Consider the following 21673-nt stretch of genomic DNA (forward strand, 5'->3'; position numbering starts at 1 on the left):
AAAGAAATGGGAAGATAAGGCGTGGCCCAACACTCTTTCGCCTCCCGCGCGTACCGGGACGACGCCGTCGTCCTCCGTACCCACAAACTGGGTGAGGCGGACCGCATCATCACGCTCCTGACCAAACACCATGGCCAGGTCCGTGCCGTCGCCAAGGGCGTCCGGCGGACCAGCAGCCGGTTCGGCGCCCGCCTCGAGCCCTTTATGGTGGCGGACCTGCAGCTTGTGTCCGGGAAGAGCCTGGATATCGTCACCCAGGCAGTGGCCAAAGGGGCCTATGGCGGCAGCATCGCCGCAGACTATGGCCGGTATACGGTTGCCGCCGCCATGACGGAGACAGCCGAAAAACTCACGGACGTCGATGGCGAATCGGGAACCGCACAGTACAACCTGCTGGTCGGGGCACTTGCTTCGCTGAGCCGGGACGAACATGCCGCGGGGCTGATTTTGGACTCCTACCTGCTCCGGGCCCTCGCCACCGGCGGCTGGGCGCCGAGCTTCACGGACTGTGCCCGCTGCGGACAGGCTGGGCCCCACAACGCCTTTTCGGCGCCTTTGGGCGGGATGGTCTGCGCCGGATGCAGGCCGCCGGGATCACCGGCGCCCGCACCGGAAACGGTGGTGTTGCTGGCCGCGCTCCTGACCGGGGACTGGGCAACGGCAGACGCCTCACTACCGGTACACCGCAAGGAAGCAGGCGGCCTGGTGGCCGCATACCTGCAATGGCATCTTGAACGAGTACTGAAGTCCCTCAAACATGTGGAGCGCAGCTGACAGTGGCCCTGGGAAAAAAGAACAACGCAGCCCCGAAGCGGAGCCACCCCGTGGTTGCGCCCTACCCGCATCCCTCCGGCGCCGTGGCGCCGTCCATCCCGTCAGAGTTCATTCCGCGCCACGTGGCCATTGTGATGGACGGCAATGGCCGCTGGGCCAACCAGCGGGGGCTGCCCCGAATCGAAGGGCACAAGGCCGGCGAGCCGGCACTGCTGGATGTGATGGCCGGGGCCATCGAGCTGGGGATTGAGTACGTGAGCGTCTACGCCTTCTCCACCGAAAACTGGCGGCGTTCCCCTGAGGAGGTGCGCTTCCTGATGGGATTTAACAAGGACGTGCTGCGGCGGCAGCGGAACCAGCTCGACGAATGGGGCGTCCGGGTCCGCTGGTCCGGCCGCCGGCCGCGGCTGTGGGGCTCAGTCATCCGCGAACTCGAAGAGGCAGAAGAGTTCACGGCCGGCAACAGTACGTGCACGTTAACCATGTGTGTTAATTACGGCGGCCGGGCGGAAATCACGGACGCTGTCTCCGCCATCGCCGCGGACGTTGCAGCTGGAAGGCTCAAGCCCGGCGCCATCACCGAGCGCACTATCCAGAAATACCTTGACGAGCCCGACCTCCCGGACGTGGACCTTTTCCTGCGGAGCTCCGGAGAGCAGAGGCTGTCCAACTTCATGCTCTGGCAGTCCGCCTACGCCGAGTTTGTGTTTATGGACACCCTGTGGCCCGACGTCGACCGCCGCACCCTGTGGACTGCAGTGGAAGAGTACGCCCGCCGGGACCGCCGGTACGGCGGTGCCGTTGACGCTGCCGGCCCGGCAAGAGACGCCGCACAGTAGGGCCATCCGGGGCAGGTCACGCTTCCACCTTCACGCCGTCCCGCCATAGGCAACGAGCCAGCGCGCCAGCCTCTCGTAGGCGTCGGCGCGGACGGCAGCTTGGGAGAGGAACACATCGTGCAGGGCACCGTCGATCCTTTCAACCGTGACCGTGCGGCCCAGGGTGAGGGCCCGGGCGGCAATAACGTTGACGTCAAGCACGGCGTCGGTCCGCCGCATCTCCTCCGACCAGAAGAGGCCATTGGCGCTTCCGCGGGACAACAGCACCAACACCGGGACCTCGAGGTTGAGGCCGCGTGCCACCCTTGCGTGGCCGGCGAGTACGGCGGTGAGCCAGCCCGCCCGGACCGGAAACGCCATGGGCGGACGGTACTGGTCATCCAGGGCCCATTCGCCCTCCGCCGCGCTGCTGATGGTGCGCCAGTAGAAGCCGCGCGGCGGCAGGCGCAGCACCGCCTCCGGACGGAAACGTGCTACCGGCCCCACCATGCCGTAGGCCGCGCGCCGGACCAGGGCGCTCCCATGCATCTCCAGCCACGGACTGTTGAGGATCAGCTGCGACACGGCCCCGGGGTGCCTGCTTGCCCACAATGCCGCAACCAGCCCGCCCGTCGAATGGCCCATCAGGGTCAGCGGGGCGGCAGCGCCCTCCTGGCCGATGAGCCGGTATGCCGTCTCAATTTCAGCGTCATAGTCGGCCAGATCGGACACATATCCGCCTGGGGATCCGGGGCGCAGGCTGCGTCCGTGGTTGTGCATATCCAGGGCGTAAAAGTCGTAGCCTGCGGACGACCAGAAACGGGCCAGGTCAACATTGAAGAAGTAGTCGCTCCAGCCGTGCAGGAAGAGGACGGCCCTCCGGGGCTTCGTGGATGCAACTGGCTCCTGGCTGGACTCCCGCTGCCCTGATTCCTGGTGGGCCGGCCGGAACCGGACCAGCGTGGCCGTCCGCTCCACCGCGTCGTCCCCGACGGCGGAAAAGGCATAGGATTCGAATTCCTCGCCCAGGATGTCCCGCTGCCATTCCATGGCTTTATGCTAATCCGCCTTCCAGTTCCTTTGCCTCGTCCGGCCCGGTCCGTGGAGGTCCCGGTTCGTCTCGTGGCCGCTCCGTTTTGGTGTGGCGCCAACAAGACGGAAAACTAGGATGCATGCGCGTTTACCCCACATTCTTCAGGCTGGCCTTTTCATGGATGGACGCCGAGCGCGCCCACAAGATCGGATTCAAGGGCATCAGGCTCGCGCACCGCTCGGGAGCAGGGAAAGTCCTGGCGAAACTGACAGCGCCGGCACCATCTCTGCAGACAACGGCGTTCGGGATTACCTTTCCCTCGCCCTTTGGCCTTGCCGCGGGCTTCGACAAGGAAGGCCACGGCATTGAAGCCCTCACTGAGCTCGGCTTCGGCCATGTCGAGGTGGGAACCATCACCGGCCAGGCCCAGCCCGGCAACGAAAAGCCGCGCCTGTTCCGCCTGATTGAAGACCGGGCCGTGATTAACCGGATGGGATTCAACAACGACGGCGCCACTGCCGTGGCCCCGCGGCTGAAGGCTGCCAGGGCTGCCCTTCAACGCAGGCACCCTTCTGTTCGCCCCGTCATCGGCGTCAACATCGGCAAGACCAAGGTGGTGGAACTGGCAGACGCCGTGGAGGACTACCTGGTCAGTGCCCGCAGCCTCGCCCCCGCCGCGGACTACCTGGTGGTCAACGTCAGCTCGCCCAACACGCCCGGGCTGCGGCTCCTGCAGGATGTTCAGAGCCTCCGGCCGCTGCTCACGGCAGTGGGAGAAGAAGCAGACCGTGCTGCCGGCCACCACGTTCCCCTGCTGGTGAAAATCGCGCCCGACCTGAGCGATGAGGATATCGACGACGTTGCCCGCCTTGCGCTGGACCTGAAGCTGGACGGCATCATCGCCACCAACACCACCATTGCCCGCACCGGTCTGGCCAGCCCCGCGGAGCAAGTGGAAAAATGCGGTGCAGGCGGCCTTTCCGGCGCACCGCTGAAACAACGCTCCCTGGACGTGCTGCGGCGTCTTAAGGAAATTACTGGCGATTCGCTGACCCTGGTGGCGGTTGGCGGCGTGGAGACTGCCCAGGATGTCCAGGACAGGCTCGACGCCGGAGCAACCCTGGTGCAGGGCTACACGGCCTTCCTGTATGAAGGACCCTTCTGGGCTGCCCGCATCAACAAGCAGTTGGCGAAGAGCCGCGCGGCCCAGCCGGCTTTGTAGTCTTAACGGGGCAACCCCGGCGGGTCATCCCGCCGGGGTTGTTTTTGCTCTGTGGGGCGCGGGCGCCGCCGCACTGGTCAGGCCGGGTACTGCCCGCGCTTGACCTGGGGCTTGGGCAGCCGGAGCTTGCGGAACTGCAGTGAGCGCATGGAGCCGTACCAAACGGTGCCGCGCTCCACCTCGCCGAACTTTTCGGCCAGCCGCTTGCGGAGCTTGCGGGAGAGGATGAACACGTCCACGAAGACGGCCAGGAACATTACCCAGAAACCACCCAGCACATAGATCATCATGTCGCTGGACGCCGGCACCACCAAGGACACCAGGACAAATACCAAGGCGCCGAACATCAGGTATTCGCCGAGGCTGAACCGTGCATCCACGTAGTCACGGGCGAACCTCTTCTGCGGCCCCTTGTCCCGGAGCGGGAGGAACTTCTCGTCCCCGGTATCCAGCGCCTGGCGCATCTTGAGGCGCTGGTCCTGGACGGCCTGCCGCTCGGCAGCCTTCGAGGCTTTGCGGTCCTCGGGCACCAGCGGGCGCCTGCGGGCCGCTTCCTGAGCCTTGCGCGTTGGGGTGGGGGCGCCCTTGCCGGCAACGCCGCCCTGCCGCGCCGCAGCATCCGCAGCCTGCTGGTCAATTAATTCCTGCGCCGAGGGCGCTTCCTTTTTACGTCCGAACACCTGAACAGAATACCTTGCGGGAGGGCGCCGGATTCCTGTCTGTACGCATGCCTGCGGCAACGCCCAATGTGACGGGGGTAATGTTTTTTCCATGACTTCACCCTCACCGGAAACCCCGGTCAGTTTCGTCGGTGCCCAAACGGCCGGTTCCGGCTCCGCCGCGGCTACGCAAGACCTCCGGGCCGCCATAGACCGTTCCTTTGACCAGACCCTCACGCGCCTCAAGGACCTCGTGGCGATTCCCGGTATCGCCTGGCCCAGTTTTGACAGGTCGCCCCTTGAGCGGAGCGCGGAAGCCGTAGCAGTGCTGCTGCGGGATTCCGGTCTCGAAGACGTTCAAATCCTCGGCTGTGACAAACCGGACGGCACTCCCGGCGGCCCCGCCGTCGTCGCCCGCCGTCCCGCCGCGGAAGGCAAGCCCACCATCCTGCTGTACGCGCACCATGACGTCCAGCCAGCAGGCGACAAAGCACTGTGGGAAACAGAACCTTTCGCCGCCGTCGAGAAGAACGGCCGCCTGTATGGCCGTGGCGCTGCGGACGACAAGGCCGGCATCATGGCGCACATCGCCGCTTATGCAGCAGTTTCCGAGGTCCTCGGTGCGGAGCTTGGCCTGGGGGTCACCTTCTTTATCGAGGGTGAAGAGGAAGCCGGCTCACCCACGTTCAGGCCTTTCCTGGAGGCGAACAGGGAACTCCTCCGCGCCGACGTGATCGTCGTCGCGGATTCCAGCAACTGGAAGGTGGGCATACCCGCCCTCACAACAAGCCTCCGGGGACTGGTGGACGGAACCATCGAAGTCCAGGTCCTGGAGCACGCGGTGCACTCAGGGATGTTCGGCGGCCCTGTGCTTGATGCCCCCACGCTGCTGGCGCGCCTGATTGCCACCCTCCATGACGACGACGGCAACGTCGCCATCCCGGGGCTCGTCGCCACTGACAACGCCTCAGTGGATTTCCCCGAGGCCGACTACCGGGCCGACGCTTCAGTGCTCGACGGCGTCCGCCTCGCCGGCACGGGCAGCATCGCCTCACGGCTCTGGACCAAACCCGCCCTGTCAATCATCGGCTTTGATGCGCCGGCCGTGGATGTGGCATCCAATACGCTGCTGCCCAGGGCGCGGGCGAAGTTCAGCCTGCGCCTGGCGCCCGGGCAGTCGCCGGAAGAAGCCATGGCGGCAGTCCGCAAGCACGTCGAGTCCAACGCCCCCTTTGGCGCGAAGGTCACTTTTACGCCGGGGGAGAGCGGCAACCCGTTCCGGACGGACACATCCTCGGCTGCCGCAGCCTTGGCCATGTGGGCGCTGGGGGAGGCGTGGGGCGTGCCGGCGGTGGAGACCGGAATCGGCGGTTCCATCCCGTTCATCGCCGACCTCACGGAGCTCTACCCCGACGTCCAGATCCTGGTGACGGGGGTGGAGGACCCGGACTCGCGCGCCCACAGCGCCAACGAGTCGCTGCATCTCGGGGATTTCCGGAAAGCCATCCTTGCCGAAGCGCTGCTGCTCGCGCGGATGGACAGCGGCGGGCTCCAGGAAGCCTGAGGTCCTGGCCAGGCTCCGCGGGAACAAGAGCGGCCCCTGCATGGTTACGTCAGGAGTTAGAGCTACACGTGCGCCCCGCGTAGCATGTAGCTATAGCCCATACCGTATCCGTAGGGGCAGGCCACCGTTAGCGCGGGGCCGCCAGACCGTCCTAAGAAGGTAGGCCAATGAGCACCGCAACCAATGAGAACAGCACCGAGACCACCAGCGCTGCTACTGATGAGCTGCCCGTCCACGAGGTCAACCTGACCGACGTCGCCGCAGGCAAGGTCCGCAGTCTCCTTGAGCAGGAAGGCCGCACGGACCTCCGCCTCCGTGTCGCCGTGCAGCCCGGCGGCTGCTCAGGGCTGATTTACCAGCTCTACTTCGACGAGCGCCTCCTTGACGGAGATGCCGTCCGCGACTACGACGGCGTTGAAGTAGTGGTGGACAAGATGAGCGTTCCGTACCTCAGCGGCGCCAGCATCGACTTCGAAGACACCATTTCGAAGCAGGGCTTCACCATCGACAACCCGAACGCCGGCGGCTCCTGCGCCTGTGGAGATTCGTTCCACTAGAACCGGTTGTTTCGCCTGGTGCCGGCGCCGTGGCCTCCCGCAATCAACACTGCGGGAGCCACGGCGCCGACATGTGGGCGAAACGCCCGGGGGAGCGGTAAGCTCTACACCGAGTAGTAAAACTTTTAGTGTGCCCGCGGCGCCGATGGGCTGCCCGGACAACAGCAACAAGTAGGAAGGGCCGTCTGTGAGTTCGCAGAACCGAACCGGCAGCCGACGCAAAACGATCACCACGATCTCAAGCTTGGCAATTGCCGGCGCGTTGGTTTTGACCGGATGTTCGCCAGAGGTAGAGAAGGGGTGGCTGCCCACAGAACGTGGCACCACCAACAACAGCGACCGCATCATGGACCTCTGGGTCAACTCATGGATTGCCGCCCTTGCTGTGGGCATCATTACCTGGGGCTTGATCGTCTGGTGCCTGGTCGCCTACCGGCGCCGCAAGGGCACCGTGGGATTCCCGCGGCAGACCAGCTTCAACCTTCCCCTGGAAGTCTTTTACCTGACCATCCCCCTGTTTATGGTCCTGGTGTTCTTCTACTTCACTGACCGTGACCAGCAGGCCATTGATGACCGCTCCAAGCCCGCCGACGTCGTTGTTGATGTCCGCGGCAAGCAGTGGGCCTGGGACTTCAACTACAAGTCCGGCGACGTCATCGAAGAAGACCTCCACGAGGCCGGCGTCCAGGCGCACCTCACGGGTAACACGATCGACAAGGAACAGCTCCCCACGCTGTACCTGCCCGTCAACAAGTCCGTTGACCTCGAACTCAACGCACGCGACGTGATCCACTCCTTCTGGGTTCCCGCCTTCCTGCAGAAGCGCGACATGATCCCCGGCAAGACCAACTACATCCGGTTTACCCCCACTAAAGAGGGCACCTACGACGGCAAGTGCGCCGAACTCTGCGGCGAGTACCACTCCGAAATGCTGTTCCGCGTCAAGGTGGTGTCGGAAGCTGAATTCCAGGCCCACATGGAAGAGCTCAAGGCCGCCGGTAACACGGGCCTCCTTGGTGTGGAGTACGACCGCAACCCGAACCTGAACGAAATTAAGTAAGGGGAGCGACGTGGCTACGTACACTCAATCCGCACCCACCGGAGTCCTCACGGCTCCCGTGGTTCCCAAATCCAAGGGGCGCATCGTCGTCAACTGGATCACCTCCACTGACCACAAAACCATCGGGTACATGTACCTGATCGCTTCGTTTGTGTTCTTCTGCCTCGGCGGCGTGATGGCACTGCTGATCCGCGCCGAACTGTTCGAGCCCGGTATGCAGATCCTGCAGACCAAGGAGCAGTACAACCAGCTGTTCACCATGCACGGCACCGTGATGCTGCTGATGTTCGCCACCCCGCTTTTCGCCGGCTTCGCGAACGTCATCATGCCCCTTCAGATCGGCGCACCCGATGTCGCGTTCCCGCGGCTGAACGCACTGGCCTTCTGGTTCTTCCTCTTCGGCTCCACCATCGCGGTGTCCGGCTTCATCACCCCGCAGGGTGCCGCTTCCTTCGGCTGGTTCGCCTACGCGCCGCTGTCCAACACCACATTCAGCCCCGGCATCGGTGGCGACCTGTGGGTGTTCGGCCTGGCACTGTCCGGCTTCGGCACCATCCTTGGTGCGGTCAACTTCATCACCACCATCATCTGCATGCGCGCACCGGGCATGACCATGTGGCGGATGCCGATCTTCACGTGGAACACCCTGGTCACCGCCATTCTGGTACTCATGGCGTTCCCGCCGCTGGCCGCCGCGCTGTTCGCACTCGGTGCCGACCGCCGTTTCGGTGCCCACATCTTCGATCCCGAAAACGGCGGTGCCGTCCTCTGGCAGCACTTGTTCTGGTTCTTCGGCCACCCCGAGGTGTACATCATCGCGCTGCCGTTCTTCGGCATCGTTTCCGAGATCTTCCCGGTCTTCAGCCGCAAGCCGATCTTCGGCTACAAGGGCCTGGTGTACGCAACGATCGCCATCGCTGCCCTGTCCGTGACCGTGTGGGCCCACCACATGTACGTCACCGGCGCCGTGCTGCTGCCGTTCTTCGCCTTCATGACCATGCTGATCGCGGTGCCCACGGGCGTGAAGTTCTTCAACTGGATCGGCACCATGTGGCGCGGATCGCTGACCTTCGAAACACCGATGCTCTGGAGCATCGGCTTCCTGATCACCTTCCTCTTCGGCGGCCTCACCGGCATCATCCTGGCATCCCCGCCGCTGGACTTCCACGTCTCCGACTCCTACTTCGTGGTGGCGCACTTCCACTACGTGGTGTTCGGCACCGTGGTGTTCGCGATGTTCGCAGGCTTCTACTTCTGGTGGCCCAAGTGGACCGGCAAGATGCTCAACGAACGCCTGGGCAAGATCCACTTCTGGCTCCTGTTCCTCGGCTTCCACGGCACCTTCCTCATCCAGCACTGGCTGGGCGTCGAGGGCATGCCCCGCCGTTACGCGGACTACCTGGTGGAGGACAACTTCACCTGGATGAACCAGTTCTCCACCGTGGCCTCGTTTGTCCTGGGCGCATCGCTGATCCCGTTCTTCTGGAACGTCTACATCACGTGGCGCAGTGCCGAAAAGGTACAGGTGGACGATCCCTGGGGCTTCGGCGCCTCGCTCGAGTGGGCCACGTCCTGCCCGCCGCCGCGGCACAACTTCACGTCGCTGCCCCGGATCCGCTCCGAGCGTCCCGCCCTTGACCTGCACCACCCCGAGCTTCGACAGGTCCACACCGCCGAGTCGCCGGCTCCCGCAGCCCAGGTACTCGGTAACGCCGACCAGAAGGACACTGCACAGTGAAAATCGAATCATGGATCTTTGGTTCCGGAGTCTTCTTCTTCGTACCGGTTTCGCTGGTCTACGGGTTCCTCACCAACTGGGGTGAGTGGGTCGGTATCCTCGGCATCCTCCTGGTCGGCGGCCTCGCCGGCATGATCGGCGGATACCTCGGCTTCACCGGCAAGCGTGTTGGCATGCGTCCCGAGGACCGCACTGACGCCGAGATCCACGAGGGCGCCGGCGAACAGGGCCACTTCAGCCCGTGGAGCTGGTGGCCCCTGGTCCTGGGCATCGCCTGCGCCACAGGGTTCCTTGGCCTGGCAGTCGGCTTCTGGATCGTTTTCATCGCCGCCGGCCTCGCCGTGGTAGCGCTCATTGGCTGGGTCTACGAATACAGCCGCGGCGACCACGCCCACTAGGCACAAAGAAATAAACAACGACGGCGGGCCTCACCTGAAAGGTGAGGCCCGCCGTCGTTGTTGTATCACTTGGTTGAGCCGTTCCCGGAGCACCTGCAGGGCAATCCAGGAACAGTCGCGGCAGGGGCGCTACCCGGCTCCCTGCGACTCCAGGAGCCTGCCAAGGGTTTGGAGGACATCCTGTGCTTCTTCGCGTCCCAGTGGACCGTCGAGGGCTGCATCAGGGATGTTGAGCTCCACCTCGCAACCGTGATGGAAGTCAGCCGTCATCACCTGCAGCAGGGACCGTGCATCAACGTCTGCGGTACCCGCCTTGGAGATGGTCACTGGCAGCCCGGTTTCGGTGACCGCGCGGACAAATACGGCGGCCGGACGCGCATGCAGTCCGATTGAGGCTGTGACCACGGCCTTCTGAGTTGGCAACGGGACTCCTTCTTTATGACGGCCCCATCCGTCTGGTATCGAAATTTTCCTGTCCAATATAGCGGCACCCTCCCGTGATCAGCGAAATGCTCCTGTACTGTGGCGCACACTGGTCTAGACCTGTCCTAAAATGGCTGGGTGATCCTCAACCAAACGGCAAAGTCCCGTGGCTGGTAGCGCGGCAGCCATCGCCGGCGAGATTGACCGGACCAGCGGTACGGCCATCTATGTTCAGCTGCGTGAAATCCTCCGGACCTATATCGTCGAATCGTGCCGGCCCGGATCGGCGCTGCCCTCGGAACGCGACCTGGCGGAGCGCTTCGGCCTCGCCAGGATGACCGTGCGGCAGGCGATTGATGCCCTGGTGGGCGAAGAAGTGATCGAGCGGGTGGTAGGGCTGGGCACGTTTGTGCGCAGGCCGAAGCTGGACCTGCAGGTCAAGCTCACCTCGTACAGCGAAGAGATGCAGCGCCGCGGCATGGTCCCGGCCGCCAAAGTCCTCAGCTTCGAACAGATCGGGGCCAGCGCATTCCTGGCACGCGAGCTCCAGCTGGACGAGGGCACCCCACTGGTCCGTTTCCGGCGCCTTCTGCTGGCAGACGGCGAGCCGATGAGCGTCGACGAGAACTTCATCCCGGCCCACCGGGTTCCCGGCCTGCTCGATGGAGAGCCACCCACCTCGCTGTACAACGTGCTCAGCGAACAGTATGGCCTGGTAATGGAGTGGGGGGAGGACATGATTGAGGCCACGGCTGCTTCGCCCTCCACAGCACGCTTGCTCAATGTCGAGGTCGGTGCACCCTTGCTGAAGATCCAGCGCCATGCGTTCGTGGCCCGCACCATGGTGGACTATTCGGTCTCGTACTACCGGGCCGACCGTTACAAGCTGTGGGTTCCGTTGCAGCGCCCGGGTGCACGTCGGTCCCGCAGCCACTGACGTTGCTCCGCGGCTGATATCAGGCGCCGCGCGGGGCCTTACAGCTAAGCACACAGTGGAACTGCACACAGAGAAGGCCCGGTCCTCATGGACCGGGCCTTCTCTGTGCTGAATGACTGGGCCTAGTGGCTCAGGCTCTTGGCTTCCTCGGGTGCTTCGACTGCCGCATGGCCATGGCCGTGGGCAGCTTCCAGCTCAGCCGGGGTGGCCGGGGCAACACGGTCCTCGAAGAACCAGCGGGAGAGGAACGCGCGGCGCTTCTCCTTGCGCGTCACCACACCGTGTTCGTTGGGAACAGCGGGCAGGACCTCGGGGGATTCGAAGCCCACCAGCTTGTAACGCTTGTACTCGTCCAGCGGCGCGTGTACCTCGATGAACTCGCCGTGCGGGAGGCGGACAATACGTCCGGTCTCCCGGCCGTGGAGGGCGATCTCGCGGTCCTTGCGCTGCAGGGCCAGGGCCACGCGCTTGGCGACGACGAAACCGATGATCGGCCCGATGAAGAACAGTGCACGCAGCCAGTACGTCACGTCGTTGAGCGATACATGGAAGTGAGTGGCGATGAGGTCAGAACCGGCCGCAGCCCACATCACGCAGTACCAGATGAAGCCGGCAACACCGATTGCAGTACGGGTCGGTGCGTTGCGCGGGCGGTCCAGCACGTGGTGCTCGCGGTCGTCCTTGGTGATCCACCGCTCAATCCACGGGTACATAAACATCACCGTGAACAGGATCCCGGCCGGCACAAGGGCCGGAAGCAGGACATTGAAGGTGAATACGAAGCCGAACCAGTTCTGCTCTACGTGCCAGTTACCCAAAGTGCCGGGCATCAGGCGCAGCGCGCCGTCAACAAATCCGATGTACCAGTCGGGCTGGGTACCGGCGGACACCGGGGAGGGGTCGTACGGACCGTAGTTCCAGATCGGGTTGATCGTGAAGAAACCGGCCATCAGGGCGAGCACGCCGAAGACGATGAAGAAGAATCCGCCGGCCTTCGCTGCGTAGACCGGGCCCAGGGGATAGCCCACAACGTTATTGTCGTTGCGTCCCGGGCCGGGGTACTGGGTGTGCTTGTGGACGACCACCATAAACAGGTGCAGGACGATCATCAGCAGGATCAGTGCCGGGACAAGCAGGATGTGCAGCATGTACAGGCGGCCGATGATGGCCGTGCCCGGGAATTCCCCGCCGAAGAGGAAGAACGAGATGTAGGTTCCCACGACCGGGATGGACTTGATCACGCCGTCGATGATGCGCAGGCCGTTTCCGGACAGCAGGTCATCGGGGAGGGAGTAGCCGGTGAAGCCGGCAGCCATGGCCAGGATGAGCAATACGCTGCCCACCACCCAGTTCATCTCGCGGGGCCTGCGGAAGGCTCCGGTAAAGAAGACGCGGAGCATATGCACGGCGATGGAGGCTACGAACAGCAGCGCTGCCCAGTGGTGGACCTGGCGCATGAACAGGCCGCCGCGGACGTCGAAGGAGATGTCCAGGGATGAGCTGTAGGCCACTGACATCTCAACGCCCTTGAGGGGCACGTACGAGCCGTCGTAGTGCGTCTCTGCCATGGACGGATCGAAGAAGAATGTCAGGAACGTGCCGGACAGCAGCAGGATGACAAAGGAGTACAGGGCCACTTCGCCGAACATAAAGGACCAGTGGTCGGGGAAGACCTTGCGGCCGAATTCGCGGAGGATTCCGGAACCGCCAACACGTGAATCGACGAAGTCGGTGAACCGGCCTGTCTTGGTTTTGGCGACGAAAGCGGGCTCAGCTGTTGATGCTGCGCTCATGCATATCACGCTCCCAGTAACTTGGTCCTACAGGTTCTTTGAAGTCGCTGGTGGCGACCAGGTAGCCTTCGTCGTCAACTGCGATGGGCAGTTGGGGGAGAGGCCGGCTGGCGGGGCCGAAGATCACCTTGCACTCCTGAGTGAGGTCAAAGGTGGACTGGTGGCACGGGCACAGCAGGTGGTGCGTCTGCTGCTCGTACAGAGCAACCGGGCAACCGACGTGGGTGCAGATCTTGGAGTAGGCAACGATGCCGTTGTAACCCCAGTCCTCGCGGCCCTCGGAAGGGTTCAGGGAAGCGGGATCCAGGCGCATGAGCAGCACAACGGCCTTGGCCTTTTCGTTGAGCTTGCCCTCGTGGAGTTCGTTGAGGCCTTCCGGAATGACGTGGAAGGCTGAGCCGATGGTGACATCGGATGCCTTGATCGGGGTCCCGTCGGGGTCCCGGGCGAGGCGCTTGAGCTTTCCGTCCGCGGGGGCCCACATGGTGTGTGCGAGCTTGTTGTCGGGACGCGGACCCAGGTCACCGAAAAGGGCAACTGCGGGCAGCGGAGCCAACGCAACGGCACCAAGCAGGGTGTTGCGGATCAGCGGGCGACGCTTGATGCCCGTCTCTTCCACGATGTCGTCAACGATCCGGACAGCGGCCTGGCGGTCCTCCTCGTAACGGATCGCGTGACGCTCTTCGGAGACTTCGTGGTCCGGCATCAGGGCCTTGGCCCAGTGCACGATGCCGGTTCCGATGCCCAGCATCGCGAACGCGGTACCGATACCCAGCAGCATGTTCTGGAGCCGGATGCTTTCAATCGTTGATTCACCGGCCCCCAGATCGATGGCGAAGTACGCCACCAGGAAGATCAGGGTGCCAACAACAGAAATGCCAAATAGTAAGGCGACCTGCCGTTCTGCCCGCTTTGCGGCCTTCGGGTCCGTGTCAGCCAGGCGCAAACGGTGCGGAGGAATTCCAGGATCCTGAAACTTCTCCACCTCATTCTGACCAGCCGTAGCTACGGTGCCCGAGTGGTTCGGACTGCCGTCACTATGGTTGCCCATAATTCGCCTCATCCTTCTCTCGTCCCGGCGGATGCCGGGTTAGTTTCTAATATCAAACTGCTGACTCGTCAGCAGAAGTTTGGTGTTCCGGAAGTGCTAAGACGTCCGGGAGGTCAGCCAGATGGTGAAAGCAATGATGACGCCGAGGCCTGCAACCCAGACGAACAGGCCTTCAGCCACGGGGCCGAGGGATCCCAGGTCAGCGCCGCCGGGGGAGCCGTTGGTTTCAATCTGCTTGAGGAAGGTGATGACATCGCGCTTGCCCTCAGGGGTGATGTTGGAATCACTGAAGACCGGCATGTTCTGCGGACCGGTGACCATTGCCTCGTAGATGTGCTTGCCCGAAACATCGGCCAGGGCGGGAGCGAACTTGCCGCGGGTGAGCGCACCGCCGGCCGCAGCAGCGTTGTGGCACATGGCGCAGTTGGTGCGGAAGAGTTCGCCACCGGCAGCCGCGTCACCCTTTTCGTCCAACAGGCTTTCCTCAGGAAGAGCCGGGCCGGCGCCCAGGGAGGCGACATAGGCTGCAAGCTGGTGGGTCTGTTCGTCGTTGAACTGAACAGGCTTCTTCAGCGCCTGGGGGCCGTTCATCTGCATGGGCATGCGGCCGGTACCAACCTGGAAGTCGACGGCAGCAGCGCCGACACCCACGAGCGACGGACCATCCTTGGAACCGCTGGCGCCCATGCCGTGGCAGGTGGCGCAGTTGGCGGCGAAAAGCTTCCCGCCTTCCTCGACGTCACTTGTGCTGTACGTGGTGGTGGAAGCCTTGGCCTCGTTGACGGTGGTGGCCACGGCATACAGCCCGCCAGTGATGAGGAGGCCCATCAGTAGGAGGGCAATGACTGCCAGTGGGTGTCGCCGCTTTTGCGAGAGTGCCTTCACGTGGTGGTTCCTTTATTCGATCCTGGGCGGGCTCCGGGAGCCGCTACCTGAAATTCTGCCTCTTGTAGAAAAAGAATCAAAGCTGGCTACTTGAGGACGTAGATGACCAGGAAGAGGCCGATCCAGACGACATCCACAAAGTGCCAGTAGTACGAGGTGACGATCGCTGACGTGGCTTCGAAGTGCCCGAACTTCTTCGCGGCGAAGGAACGGCCCATGATCAGAAGGAAGGCAACAAGCCCGCCGATCACGTGGAGGCCGTGGAAGCCGGTGGTCATGTAGAAGGCCGAACCGTAGGCGTTGGAGGAGAGCGAAACGTGCTCGGAAACCAGCATCGCGTATTCAGTGGCCTGGCCGGCGACGAAGAACGCACCCATCAGGAATGTGAGGGTGAACCATTCGTTCATACCCCAGCGGGCGAACTGGAAAGCCCCGCCTGTTTTGCGCGGCTGCAGCCTCTCGGCGGCGAAGACGCCCATCTGGCAAGTAAAGGAACTGGCCACGAGGACGATCGTGTTGACGAGCGCAAAGGGGAAGTTGAGCTTGGCTGTCTCTTCGGCCCACATCTCGCCGCTGGTGGAGCGGAGCGTGAAGTACATGGCGAAGAGACCGGCGAAGAACATCAACTCGCTGGAGAGCCACACTACGGTTCCAACGGAAACCATATTGGGGCGGTTCAGCGTGGGGTGCGCCGGGGTACTGGGGGCATGGGTCGCAGATGTCACATAGACATTATGTCTGTAAAACTCCGTGCTGCCCAACGCAAACCGGCTTTTCGGAGGACTTTTTCTACAAAGACGCGAAATCGCCCGGAAAAGTTCCCTTGACGGTTCACATTGGTCAGCCGCTGCTATCCCTCGATAGCATCAGTAAGTGACTTCACAGGCATCTGCGGCATTGGCGGACAACACGTGGCCCCGGCTGATTTCGGCCCTGATCAACGGCAAGGACCTCACCGCGGACAGCACCGCGTGGGCCATGGATACCATCATGTCCGGGGAGGCGACACCGGCCCAGATCGCGGGATTCCTGGTTGCCCTCAGTGCCAAGGGCGAAACCGTCGAAGAGCTCTCAGGCCTCGTGGATGCCATGCTGGCCCACGCGAATCCGGTCTCGATTTCCGGCGAAAAGCTGGACATCGTCGGTACCGGCGGTGACCAACTCAACACCGTTAATATTTCCACCATGGCCGCCCTGGTTGCTGCCGGGGCCGGCGCCAAAGTGGTCAAGCACGGCAACCGCGCGGCGTCGTCGTCGTCCGGGTCAGCGGATGTGCTGGAGGCTTTGGGAGTCCGGCTGGACCTGTCCATCGACCAGGTGGCCCGCAACGCCGAGGTGGCGGGAATCACCTTCTGTTTCGCGCAGGTGTTCCATCCGTCTTTCCGTCACACGGCCGTGCCGCGGAAGGAACTGGCGATTCCTACTGCCTTCAATTTCCTGGGACCGCTGACCAACCCTGCCAGGGTTCAGGCGTCGGCGGTCGGCGTCGCCAACGCGCGGATGGCGCCGCTGGTGGCCGGTGTCCTGGCCCAGCGGGGGAGCCGGGGCCTGGTGTTCCGCGGCAATGACGGCCTGGACGAGCTCACTACCACCGGCCCCTCGACCGTCTGGGAAATCCGGAACGGCACCGTGGTGGAGCAGGTGTTCTCCCCTGAGGACCTCGGCATCCAACGTGCAACGGTGGACCAGCTTCGGGGCGGAGATGCCCGCGCCAACGCTGCTGTTGTCCGCGATGTCCTCGCGGGCAAGGAGGGCCCGGCCCGGGACGCCGTCCTCCTCAACGCAGCAGCCGGACTGGTAGCTTTTGACGCCGCCGCGGAAGGTCCATTGCTCGAACGCATGCGGACTGCCTATGCGCGGGCAGCAGAATCCATCGGGTCCGGGGCTGCTGCCGCGGTGCTCGAGAAATGGGTGTCGCTCAGCCGTTCCTGACGGGTGCGGCCTGCTACTCGAAACCGAGGGCGAAGGCTGCGTCCAGATCGTGCTGGGAGTAGGCGCGGAATGCGATATGCGTGGTGGTGTGGACCACTGCGGGCACCTTGGAAAGCCGGTCGGCAATGACATCGGCAAGGTCCTCGTGCTGCCGTACCCGTGCCACCGCGATCAGGTCCCATTCACCCGTCACTGAATAAACCTCGCTGATGCCCTCGATTGCTGAGATCTCTTCGGCAGTTTCAGGAATGCGGGCAGCGTCGGTCTTGATCAGAACGAAAGCGGTGATCACGTTTAATCCTTTCGGATCTGTTGCGCCGTAGCAGGGCCCGGCAGGCTTCTGGGTGCTGCCAGCCTATTACATTCCGGTCCGGACCCCGCGGGATCATCCGCGCCCTGCGTCAGTTATTCCGGAGCCGGCGTGCTCCTGCCCACACCAGGCGCCAGCCGACCAGCAGCAGGCCCAGGCTCAGCAAGGCGACGATGATGAACGGCAGTACGACGGTTTGGCTGGTGAGGAGCCGGAGCACCATGCCGCCGGCCAAGGCTCCGAGCCAGACTGCCAGGCCGGTCCGGCGCACGGCCAGCGGGTTACGCCAGGCTTTGGAGGCCAGCCAGCCCAGGGCCGCTCCGGCCAGGAACGGCCACGCTGTCAGGAACACGCCGGCCACCACATCGCCACGCTGGTGTGCGTCCCGGCCCACGGCAGCAAACACCAGGATCAGGACGGCGTCCGTGACGGCTGCGGCTGCAATGGTTCCCTTGGAAAGAACATGCACGGGCCGCTGGATTGGAGGAGTCATGGATTCGAGCCTAGCAATGTCAACATGCTGCCGGTTGCCGTCCGCCGCCACCCCTTGTACCTGCCCCCGCAACTGGGCAGGATGGACAAATCCGGGCATCGGGAAGGGCAGGACATGCGGTTGATCCAGGTAGCGCAGTACGCAGGCGACCTCGGGCGGGCGGCGGACTTCTATTCGGAACTCCTCGACGTCCAGCCCACAGCCGTATTCGACCCGCCCGGCCTGGTATTCTTCGACCTCGACGGCCTGCGGCTGTTGCTGGAGCGGGAAGCCCCGCGGGCGCTGCTCTACCTCGAGGTTCCCGATGTGAGGACGGCTGTGGCCGGGCTTAGGGGCAGGGGAGTCGAAGTCGTTACAGATGCGCACATCATCTTCAGCCACAGTGACGGGCTGCTGGGGCCGGCCGGCACGGATGAGTGGATGGCCTTCATCAGGGACAGCGAGGGCAATACTGTGGGGCTCGTCAGCCAGCTTCCCGCGCCGGGGGCAGCACAGGACCCGGACGGCGCCTGAGACCGTTGTGCCTTTCGAATGCCGCCACTAGGCTCAAGCCGGAAGGGAGCAACCTATGCCACGCACCATCGGAACCTGTCTGTGGTTCGAGAACGAGGCGGAACAGGCAGCCCAGTTCTACACCTCGGTTTTTGACAATTCCAGGATCCTGAACGTCTCACGTCTCGAAGGAGCGCCGGGCCCCGAAAAACAAGTCGTCGCCGTCGAATTCGAGCTCGAAGGCCGCCCCTTCACCGCGCTGAACGGTGCGCGCGGCGCCATGTTCACCGAAGCTGTTTCGTTTATGGTCGACTGCGAGGACCAGGATACGGTGGACCGCTATTGGTCAGCCCTGACCGACGGCGGCAGCGAAAGCCAGTGCGGCTGGCTCAAGGACCGCTTCGGTGTTTCCTGGCAGGTCATCCCGTCCGTGCTCACCTCACTGATCGCCGGGACCGATCCGCTCGGTTCCCAGCGGGCGATGCAGGCGATGCTGGGGATGCGGAAGCTGGACATCGCGGAGCTGCAGAAGGCTTACGACGGCTGAGGCCCCGGAAGGCCGGCGTTCCCCGCCCTGCATCCGTGGTGAAACGCAGGGCGGCGGGTAGCATCGGTGCCGATGAACAAACCTCTGTGGATCTGCTGCCTTGTGGGCGCCGCCGTCGGAATAGCCATGGGCCTGGCTGTCTTTGACAGCCCGTTCATTGGTTTCGCGCTGGGACTGGGCCTCGGTGCTGTGGTGGGCGCCGGCATCGGGAAGCGCCACTGACCCGCCATCGTTGGCCGGTGGGGGTCAGTGGCCGCAAGCTTCCTGGTTCCGGCTTCAGTCAGCCGTGGGAAGAGCTGTGCGCCTCCTGGGTTGTTTCAGGCTGCCAAGGCGGTTCCGATGCCATGTCCACTCCGGTGCCGTCTGTGGAGGCCGGTTCCACGGTGACTGCCGAAGCCGCAGCGTGTGCCTGGCGGGCAATGCCGGACCGCACGCTTTCGACTACCTCGTCGCCGAGCAGCGGTCCGGTGTAGCTGATATCGAGGCTGCCGTTGACGGCTGTGGTCCGGTAGTTCCCGAGGGCGTCAGCGAGTATTCCCTCCCTGTCGACAGCCAACGCCAGGGCGCCGGGGTCGGGGGTGGGAATGCTGAAGCGCAGATCGTGGATCAAGGCCTGGAGGACGTGGAAATGCTCAGCGCCGAGCCGTTCCGTGTCCGGACCGGACACCTGGGTAACCAGGGACCGGCCGTCATCAAGCGTGGCCGAGGCCGGCAGCGCCACCAGGACCTCGGGCATAACATGCTCGAGGATGGCCGGTTCCAGTACGTCAGGTGACATGTCGGCCAGGGTCAGGCCCTGCTGCTCGGCCGCCGATTCCAGCTTCATGCGCAGGCCGGCCAGATCTGCGTCCATTGCGGAGTGGACGGCGACCACCACACGCCGTCGTACCATGAGCCCGTCGTAACCGACCGTGGGCCGGCTGTTCCCGACGTCCTGGCCTTCCTCCGCTTGTGGTGCTGCCGCGTTGGGCGTCGCGGGGAGTGTTGAGCTGACCGGCTGGCCGGTACAGCCAGCCAGCGCTATGGAGAGGACGACGGCGAGCGGGAGCAGAAACTTCACGTTCACGTCAGGTGCCGGCCGGATAGGAGGGCTTGTAGGTGGAGGCAAATGCCCCTTCGGGGGTGTTTTCCACGACGGGCGCGTCGGAGGTGATGGGATCGTTGTTTTCCAGGTCACCGACCGCGAACTGGACCATCATGTCGTGATCCTCGTGCACGAGGTTATGGCAGTGGACCATGTAGCGGCCGCCCTCGTGCTTGCCGGTATCGAACTGCATGAGCACGGTGACAGCCTCGTTTTCGCCGGCGTAAAAGACGTCCTTCGGCCCGTTTTCCCAGGCAAAGGGTTTGCCGCCGTTAGTGTTGCGGCCAATGATTTTCCCATCGATCAAATGGATGTGGACAGGATGGAACCATCCGCCGGATTCATTGACGATGGTCCACTCTTCAACCTGGTTGCGCTGCGGATTTGCGAAGCACTTCCTGAATCCTGATTTCTCGACGTCGTCCCACGTATCGCCGTTGATGGTCCATTCGCCGCCCTCACGCCGAACACGCAAGGTTCTCCTGGCCACGGCCATGTCCGGGGTCAGCGACATCGTGTCCAGTCCGCCCTCGGCTTTTGTGGGATGCTCACCGGGATCCAGTGTGGTGGGAATGGAGGTGATCGATCGTGACTCCGGCCGTGGAGACGGAGCATCGGCAACAACTTCGAACTTCATGACCTTGCCGGTGTTGGCGAAGTTCACGTTGTTCTTGTTGCTGAGATTCCGCAACTCGACGCTTTGGCCCGGCTTGTACTTGCGGAAGTCGATCAGGACCTCGTAGCGCTCCGCCGTCCCCTGCCGCCACGAGGAAACTGCCTGAACGGTGGGCGTCATTCCGGCATCGGTTCCTACCACGTAGAACGGATCGCCGGTGGAGAGCGAGAACCGGTAGGACCTGGTGATGGAGCCAACCAGGAACCGGAACCGGTAGATCCGCGGTTTGACCTTCATAGTGGGCCAAGGCACACCGTTCACCATGATGATGTCACCCCAAAGTCCGGCGTGGCCGTTGTCGTTGTAACCGAGCGATCCGTCGGCATTCAGCATTACGTCGGACACCAGGATCGGCACGTCGAATTCGCCTTGGGGGAGTTGCTCCCGTTCGAGGGAGTTGGTGATCGTGTACAAAGCGGCAAGGCCCGAGTACACGCCCTGTGCGGTGAGCATGTGGTTGTGATCGTGGTACCAAAGAGTGCGGGCGGCCTGCCAGTTCGGGTAGTGGTAGTTTTTGATGCGCCCGGGCGCTGTACGGTCGTTGGCATAGCCGTCGTACTGGGGGAGCGAGGCGGAGCCGTGAAGGTGGGTCACCGTGTTGAATGGGTCGCTATACAGGAGGCCCTGGGCCGGCAATCTGTTGCTGATCCGCACCTCCGTGCGCGTACCTTGTTGAACCTGAATTGACGGACCGGGAAATATCCCGTTGTAGCCGGCCAGAGTGGTTGACGGGCCGCTAGCGATCTGGGCCTGCCCCAACCGCTGCGAAAGCGAGTACCTGGCGAAGGGCTGGCCGTCCGGATCAAGGCCTGTTTCGTAGGGGACAAGTTCCGGGGGACGCTTAAACACCGCCCGGTAGGGTACGGGCATGTTGTTGGCTGCCAGCGTGCTGGGGCTTGCCGGGGCCGGTCCCTCCGCGCCTTCCGCATGCACTCCTCCAACCAGTCCCGCTCCCTGCTGCAACCCGGTGACGGCGACAACGCCGCCCAGCAGGCCCAGCTTCAAAGCTTCTCGACGTGATTTCATGACTCCTCCACATCTGTGGTTGAGACCGGCTTTGTACTGTCGCCCCACGAAATAGTGCGGCCCGTACGTTGGGAAAAACTTGGGGGTACCTTACGGGGAAGGGGTTACCCGCCGGATCCTGGTCGCGATCCTGCTGCCGATTCCGGCTACTGGCACCCCTGCGTATCCAATGTGTGCGTATTGTCGATGAATGGCCCGCTG

The 21673-nt window shown here is 63.6% G+C and carries 24 protein-coding genes; 13 read left to right on the forward strand and 11 right to left on the reverse strand.

Going from position 1 to position 21673, the window contains the following annotated elements:
• Positions 1 to 21 precede the first annotated feature (21 nt).
• Both recO and QRN11_RS06085 read left to right on the forward strand, forming a co-directional pair.
• On the forward strand, positions 22 to 774 hold the full coding sequence (gene recO, locus QRN11_RS06080) for a DNA repair protein RecO (protein WP_285250265.1): 753 nt from the start codon (positions 22 to 24) through the stop codon (positions 772 to 774).
• Between the two features lie 2 nt (positions 775 to 776).
• The gene (locus QRN11_RS06085; RefSeq protein WP_091419949.1) at positions 777 to 1613 is read left to right on the forward strand and encodes an isoprenyl transferase; all 837 of its coding nucleotides are present in this window, start codon (positions 777 to 779) and stop codon (positions 1611 to 1613) included.
• Positions 1614 to 1643: 30 nt separating this feature from the next.
• Here the strand turns inward: QRN11_RS06085 and QRN11_RS06090 are convergent, their stop codons facing one another.
• Positions 1644 to 2642: an alpha/beta hydrolase gene (locus QRN11_RS06090; RefSeq protein ID WP_285250266.1), complete on the reverse strand. Its 999-nt coding sequence runs from the start codon at positions 2640 to 2642 to the stop codon at positions 1644 to 1646.
• Positions 2643 to 2764: 122 nt separating this feature from the next.
• On the opposite strand from QRN11_RS06090, the gene QRN11_RS06095 reads away from it, so the two are divergent.
• Positions 2765 to 3847, forward strand: a complete 1083-nt coding sequence (locus tag QRN11_RS06095) for a quinone-dependent dihydroorotate dehydrogenase (RefSeq protein WP_285250267.1) — start codon at positions 2765 to 2767, stop codon at positions 3845 to 3847.
• 77 nt (positions 3848 to 3924) lie between these two features.
• On the opposite strand, the gene QRN11_RS06100 is transcribed toward QRN11_RS06095, so the two are convergent.
• Positions 3925 to 4527: a DUF3043 domain-containing protein gene (locus QRN11_RS06100; RefSeq protein WP_091419954.1), complete on the reverse strand. Its 603-nt coding sequence runs from the start codon at positions 4525 to 4527 to the stop codon at positions 3925 to 3927.
• 91 nt (positions 4528 to 4618) lie between these two features.
• Between QRN11_RS06100 and QRN11_RS06105 the strand changes: the two genes are divergently transcribed.
• The 5 genes from QRN11_RS06105 to QRN11_RS06125 all read left to right on the forward strand — a co-directional run bounded on the left by QRN11_RS06105 (position 4619) and on the right by QRN11_RS06125 (position 9823).
• Positions 4619 to 6070, forward strand: coding sequence for a dipeptidase (locus QRN11_RS06105; protein WP_285250268.1), 1452 nt, complete (start codon positions 4619 to 4621; stop codon positions 6068 to 6070).
• A gap of 167 nt (positions 6071 to 6237) precedes the next feature.
• The gene (locus QRN11_RS06110) at positions 6238 to 6627 is read left to right on the forward strand and encodes a HesB/IscA family protein (protein WP_050055216.1); all 390 of its coding nucleotides are present in this window, start codon (positions 6238 to 6240) and stop codon (positions 6625 to 6627) included.
• Between the two features lie 187 nt (positions 6628 to 6814).
• Entirely contained in the window at positions 6815 to 7687 is an 873-nt protein-coding gene (gene ctaC, locus QRN11_RS06115) for an aa3-type cytochrome oxidase subunit II (protein WP_091419957.1), read from the forward strand.
• A gap of 10 nt (positions 7688 to 7697) precedes the next feature.
• On the forward strand, positions 7698 to 9425 hold the full coding sequence (ctaD, locus tag QRN11_RS06120; RefSeq protein WP_050055218.1) for an aa3-type cytochrome oxidase subunit I: 1728 nt from the start codon (positions 7698 to 7700) through the stop codon (positions 9423 to 9425).
• Positions 9422 to 9823, forward strand: a complete 402-nt coding sequence (locus QRN11_RS06125; RefSeq protein ID WP_091419959.1) for a cytochrome c oxidase subunit 4 — start codon at positions 9422 to 9424, stop codon at positions 9821 to 9823. The genes ctaD and QRN11_RS06125 overlap by 4 nt, the downstream gene beginning before the upstream one ends.
• 129 nt (positions 9824 to 9952) lie before the next feature.
• Here QRN11_RS06125 and QRN11_RS06130 read toward each other — a convergent pair whose 3' ends face one another.
• Positions 9953 to 10246 (reverse strand): HPr family phosphocarrier protein, encoded by a 294-nt coding sequence (locus QRN11_RS06130; RefSeq protein WP_285250269.1) that lies wholly within the window; start codon positions 10244 to 10246, stop codon positions 9953 to 9955.
• A gap of 166 nt (positions 10247 to 10412) precedes the next feature.
• On the opposite strand from QRN11_RS06130, the gene QRN11_RS06135 reads away from it, so the two are divergent.
• On the forward strand, positions 10413 to 11183 hold the full coding sequence (locus QRN11_RS06135) for a GntR family transcriptional regulator (RefSeq protein ID WP_050055221.1): 771 nt from the start codon (positions 10413 to 10415) through the stop codon (positions 11181 to 11183).
• A 122-nt stretch (positions 11184 to 11305) separates the two neighbouring features.
• Here QRN11_RS06135 and qcrB read toward each other — a convergent pair whose 3' ends face one another.
• From qcrB to ctaE, 4 genes are all read right to left on the reverse strand, one after another.
• Complete coding sequence (gene qcrB, locus QRN11_RS06140) at positions 11306 to 12976, reverse strand: cytochrome bc1 complex cytochrome b subunit (protein WP_285250270.1); 1671 nt, start codon at positions 12974 to 12976, stop codon at positions 11306 to 11308.
• A complete protein-coding gene (gene qcrA / locus QRN11_RS06145) occupies positions 12954 to 14027 on the reverse strand; it encodes a cytochrome bc1 complex Rieske iron-sulfur subunit (RefSeq protein ID WP_285250271.1) in 1074 nt (357 codons plus the stop codon). The genes qcrB and qcrA overlap by 23 nt, the downstream gene beginning before the upstream one ends.
• Positions 14028 to 14123: 96 nt before the next feature.
• Complete coding sequence (gene qcrC / locus QRN11_RS06150; RefSeq protein ID WP_091419969.1) at positions 14124 to 14912, reverse strand: cytochrome bc1 complex diheme cytochrome c subunit; 789 nt, start codon at positions 14910 to 14912, stop codon at positions 14124 to 14126.
• A gap of 86 nt (positions 14913 to 14998) precedes the next feature.
• Entirely contained in the window at positions 14999 to 15637 is a 639-nt protein-coding gene (ctaE, locus tag QRN11_RS06155; RefSeq protein ID WP_181762574.1) for an aa3-type cytochrome oxidase subunit III, read from the reverse strand.
• Between the two features lie 148 nt (positions 15638 to 15785).
• Between ctaE and trpD the strand changes: the two genes are divergently transcribed.
• Positions 15786 to 16844 (forward strand): anthranilate phosphoribosyltransferase, encoded by a 1059-nt coding sequence (gene trpD / locus QRN11_RS06160; protein WP_285250272.1) that lies wholly within the window; start codon positions 15786 to 15788, stop codon positions 16842 to 16844.
• Between the two features lie 13 nt (positions 16845 to 16857).
• On the opposite strand, the gene QRN11_RS06165 is transcribed toward trpD, so the two are convergent.
• Positions 16858 to 17136, reverse strand: coding sequence for an Lrp/AsnC family transcriptional regulator (locus tag QRN11_RS06165; protein ID WP_091419975.1), 279 nt, complete (start codon positions 17134 to 17136; stop codon positions 16858 to 16860).
• 109 nt (positions 17137 to 17245) lie between these two features.
• Positions 17246 to 17647 carry a DUF3054 domain-containing protein gene (locus tag QRN11_RS06170; protein ID WP_285250273.1) on the reverse strand — a complete coding sequence of 134 codons (402 nt, stop codon included), beginning with the start codon at positions 17645 to 17647 and terminating at the stop codon, positions 17246 to 17248.
• Between the two features lie 24 nt (positions 17648 to 17671).
• Between QRN11_RS06170 and QRN11_RS06175 the strand changes: the two genes are divergently transcribed.
• The 3 genes from QRN11_RS06175 to QRN11_RS06185 all read left to right on the forward strand — a co-directional run bounded on the left by QRN11_RS06175 (position 17672) and on the right by QRN11_RS06185 (position 18908).
• Positions 17672 to 18160 carry a VOC family protein gene (locus QRN11_RS06175; RefSeq protein WP_350223972.1) on the forward strand — a complete coding sequence of 163 codons (489 nt, stop codon included), beginning with the start codon at positions 17672 to 17674 and terminating at the stop codon, positions 18158 to 18160.
• A 55-nt stretch (positions 18161 to 18215) separates the two neighbouring features.
• Entirely contained in the window at positions 18216 to 18686 is a 471-nt protein-coding gene (locus QRN11_RS06180; protein ID WP_285250274.1) for a VOC family protein, read from the forward strand.
• 72 nt (positions 18687 to 18758) lie between these two features.
• Complete coding sequence (locus QRN11_RS06185; protein WP_285250275.1) at positions 18759 to 18908, forward strand: hypothetical protein; 150 nt, start codon at positions 18759 to 18761, stop codon at positions 18906 to 18908.
• A 58-nt stretch (positions 18909 to 18966) separates the two neighbouring features.
• Here QRN11_RS06185 and QRN11_RS06190 read toward each other — a convergent pair whose 3' ends face one another.
• Positions 18967 to 19752, reverse strand: a complete 786-nt coding sequence (locus QRN11_RS06190; RefSeq protein ID WP_285250276.1) for a hypothetical protein — start codon at positions 19750 to 19752, stop codon at positions 18967 to 18969.
• A gap of 1 nt (position 19753) precedes the next feature.
• On the reverse strand, positions 19754 to 21472 hold the full coding sequence (locus tag QRN11_RS06195; protein WP_285250277.1) for a multicopper oxidase family protein: 1719 nt from the start codon (positions 21470 to 21472) through the stop codon (positions 19754 to 19756).
• Between the last annotated feature and the right edge of the window lie 201 nt (positions 21473 to 21673).

This window comes from Pseudarthrobacter sp. fls2-241-R2A-168 (assembly GCF_030209335.1).
Lineage (GTDB): Bacteria > Actinomycetota > Actinomycetes > Actinomycetales > Micrococcaceae > Arthrobacter.

Excerpts from the sequence above, each read along its gene's own strand:
- QRN11_RS06090 (WP_285250266.1), bottom strand. The coding sequence starts at position 2,642 with ATGGAATGGCAGCGGGACATCCTGGGCGAGGAATTCGAATCCTATGCC.
- QRN11_RS06175 (WP_350223972.1), top strand. The coding sequence starts at position 17,672 with ATGCTGCCGGTTGCCGTCCGCCGCCACCCCTTGTACCTGCCCCCGCAA.
- QRN11_RS06170 (WP_285250273.1), bottom strand. The coding sequence starts at position 17,647 with ATGACTCCTCCAATCCAGCGGCCCGTGCATGTTCTTTCCAAGGGAACC.
- qcrA (WP_285250271.1), bottom strand. The coding sequence starts at position 14,027 with ATGGGCAACCATAGTGACGGCAGTCCGAACCACTCGGGCACCGTAGCT.
- QRN11_RS06180 (WP_285250274.1), top strand. The coding sequence starts at position 18,216 with ATGCCACGCACCATCGGAACCTGTCTGTGGTTCGAGAACGAGGCGGAA.
- QRN11_RS06195 (WP_285250277.1), bottom strand. The coding sequence starts at position 21,472 with ATGAAATCACGTCGAGAAGCTTTGAAGCTGGGCCTGCTGGGCGGCGTT.
- QRN11_RS06095 (WP_285250267.1), top strand. The coding sequence starts at position 2,765 with ATGCGCGTTTACCCCACATTCTTCAGGCTGGCCTTTTCATGGATGGAC.
- QRN11_RS06110 (WP_050055216.1), top strand. The coding sequence starts at position 6,238 with ATGAGCACCGCAACCAATGAGAACAGCACCGAGACCACCAGCGCTGCT.
- qcrB (WP_285250270.1), bottom strand. The coding sequence starts at position 12,976 with ATGAGCGCAGCATCAACAGCTGAGCCCGCTTTCGTCGCCAAAACCAAG.
- QRN11_RS06105 (WP_285250268.1), top strand. The coding sequence starts at position 4,619 with ATGACTTCACCCTCACCGGAAACCCCGGTCAGTTTCGTCGGTGCCCAA.
- QRN11_RS06185 (WP_285250275.1), top strand. The coding sequence starts at position 18,759 with ATGAACAAACCTCTGTGGATCTGCTGCCTTGTGGGCGCCGCCGTCGGA.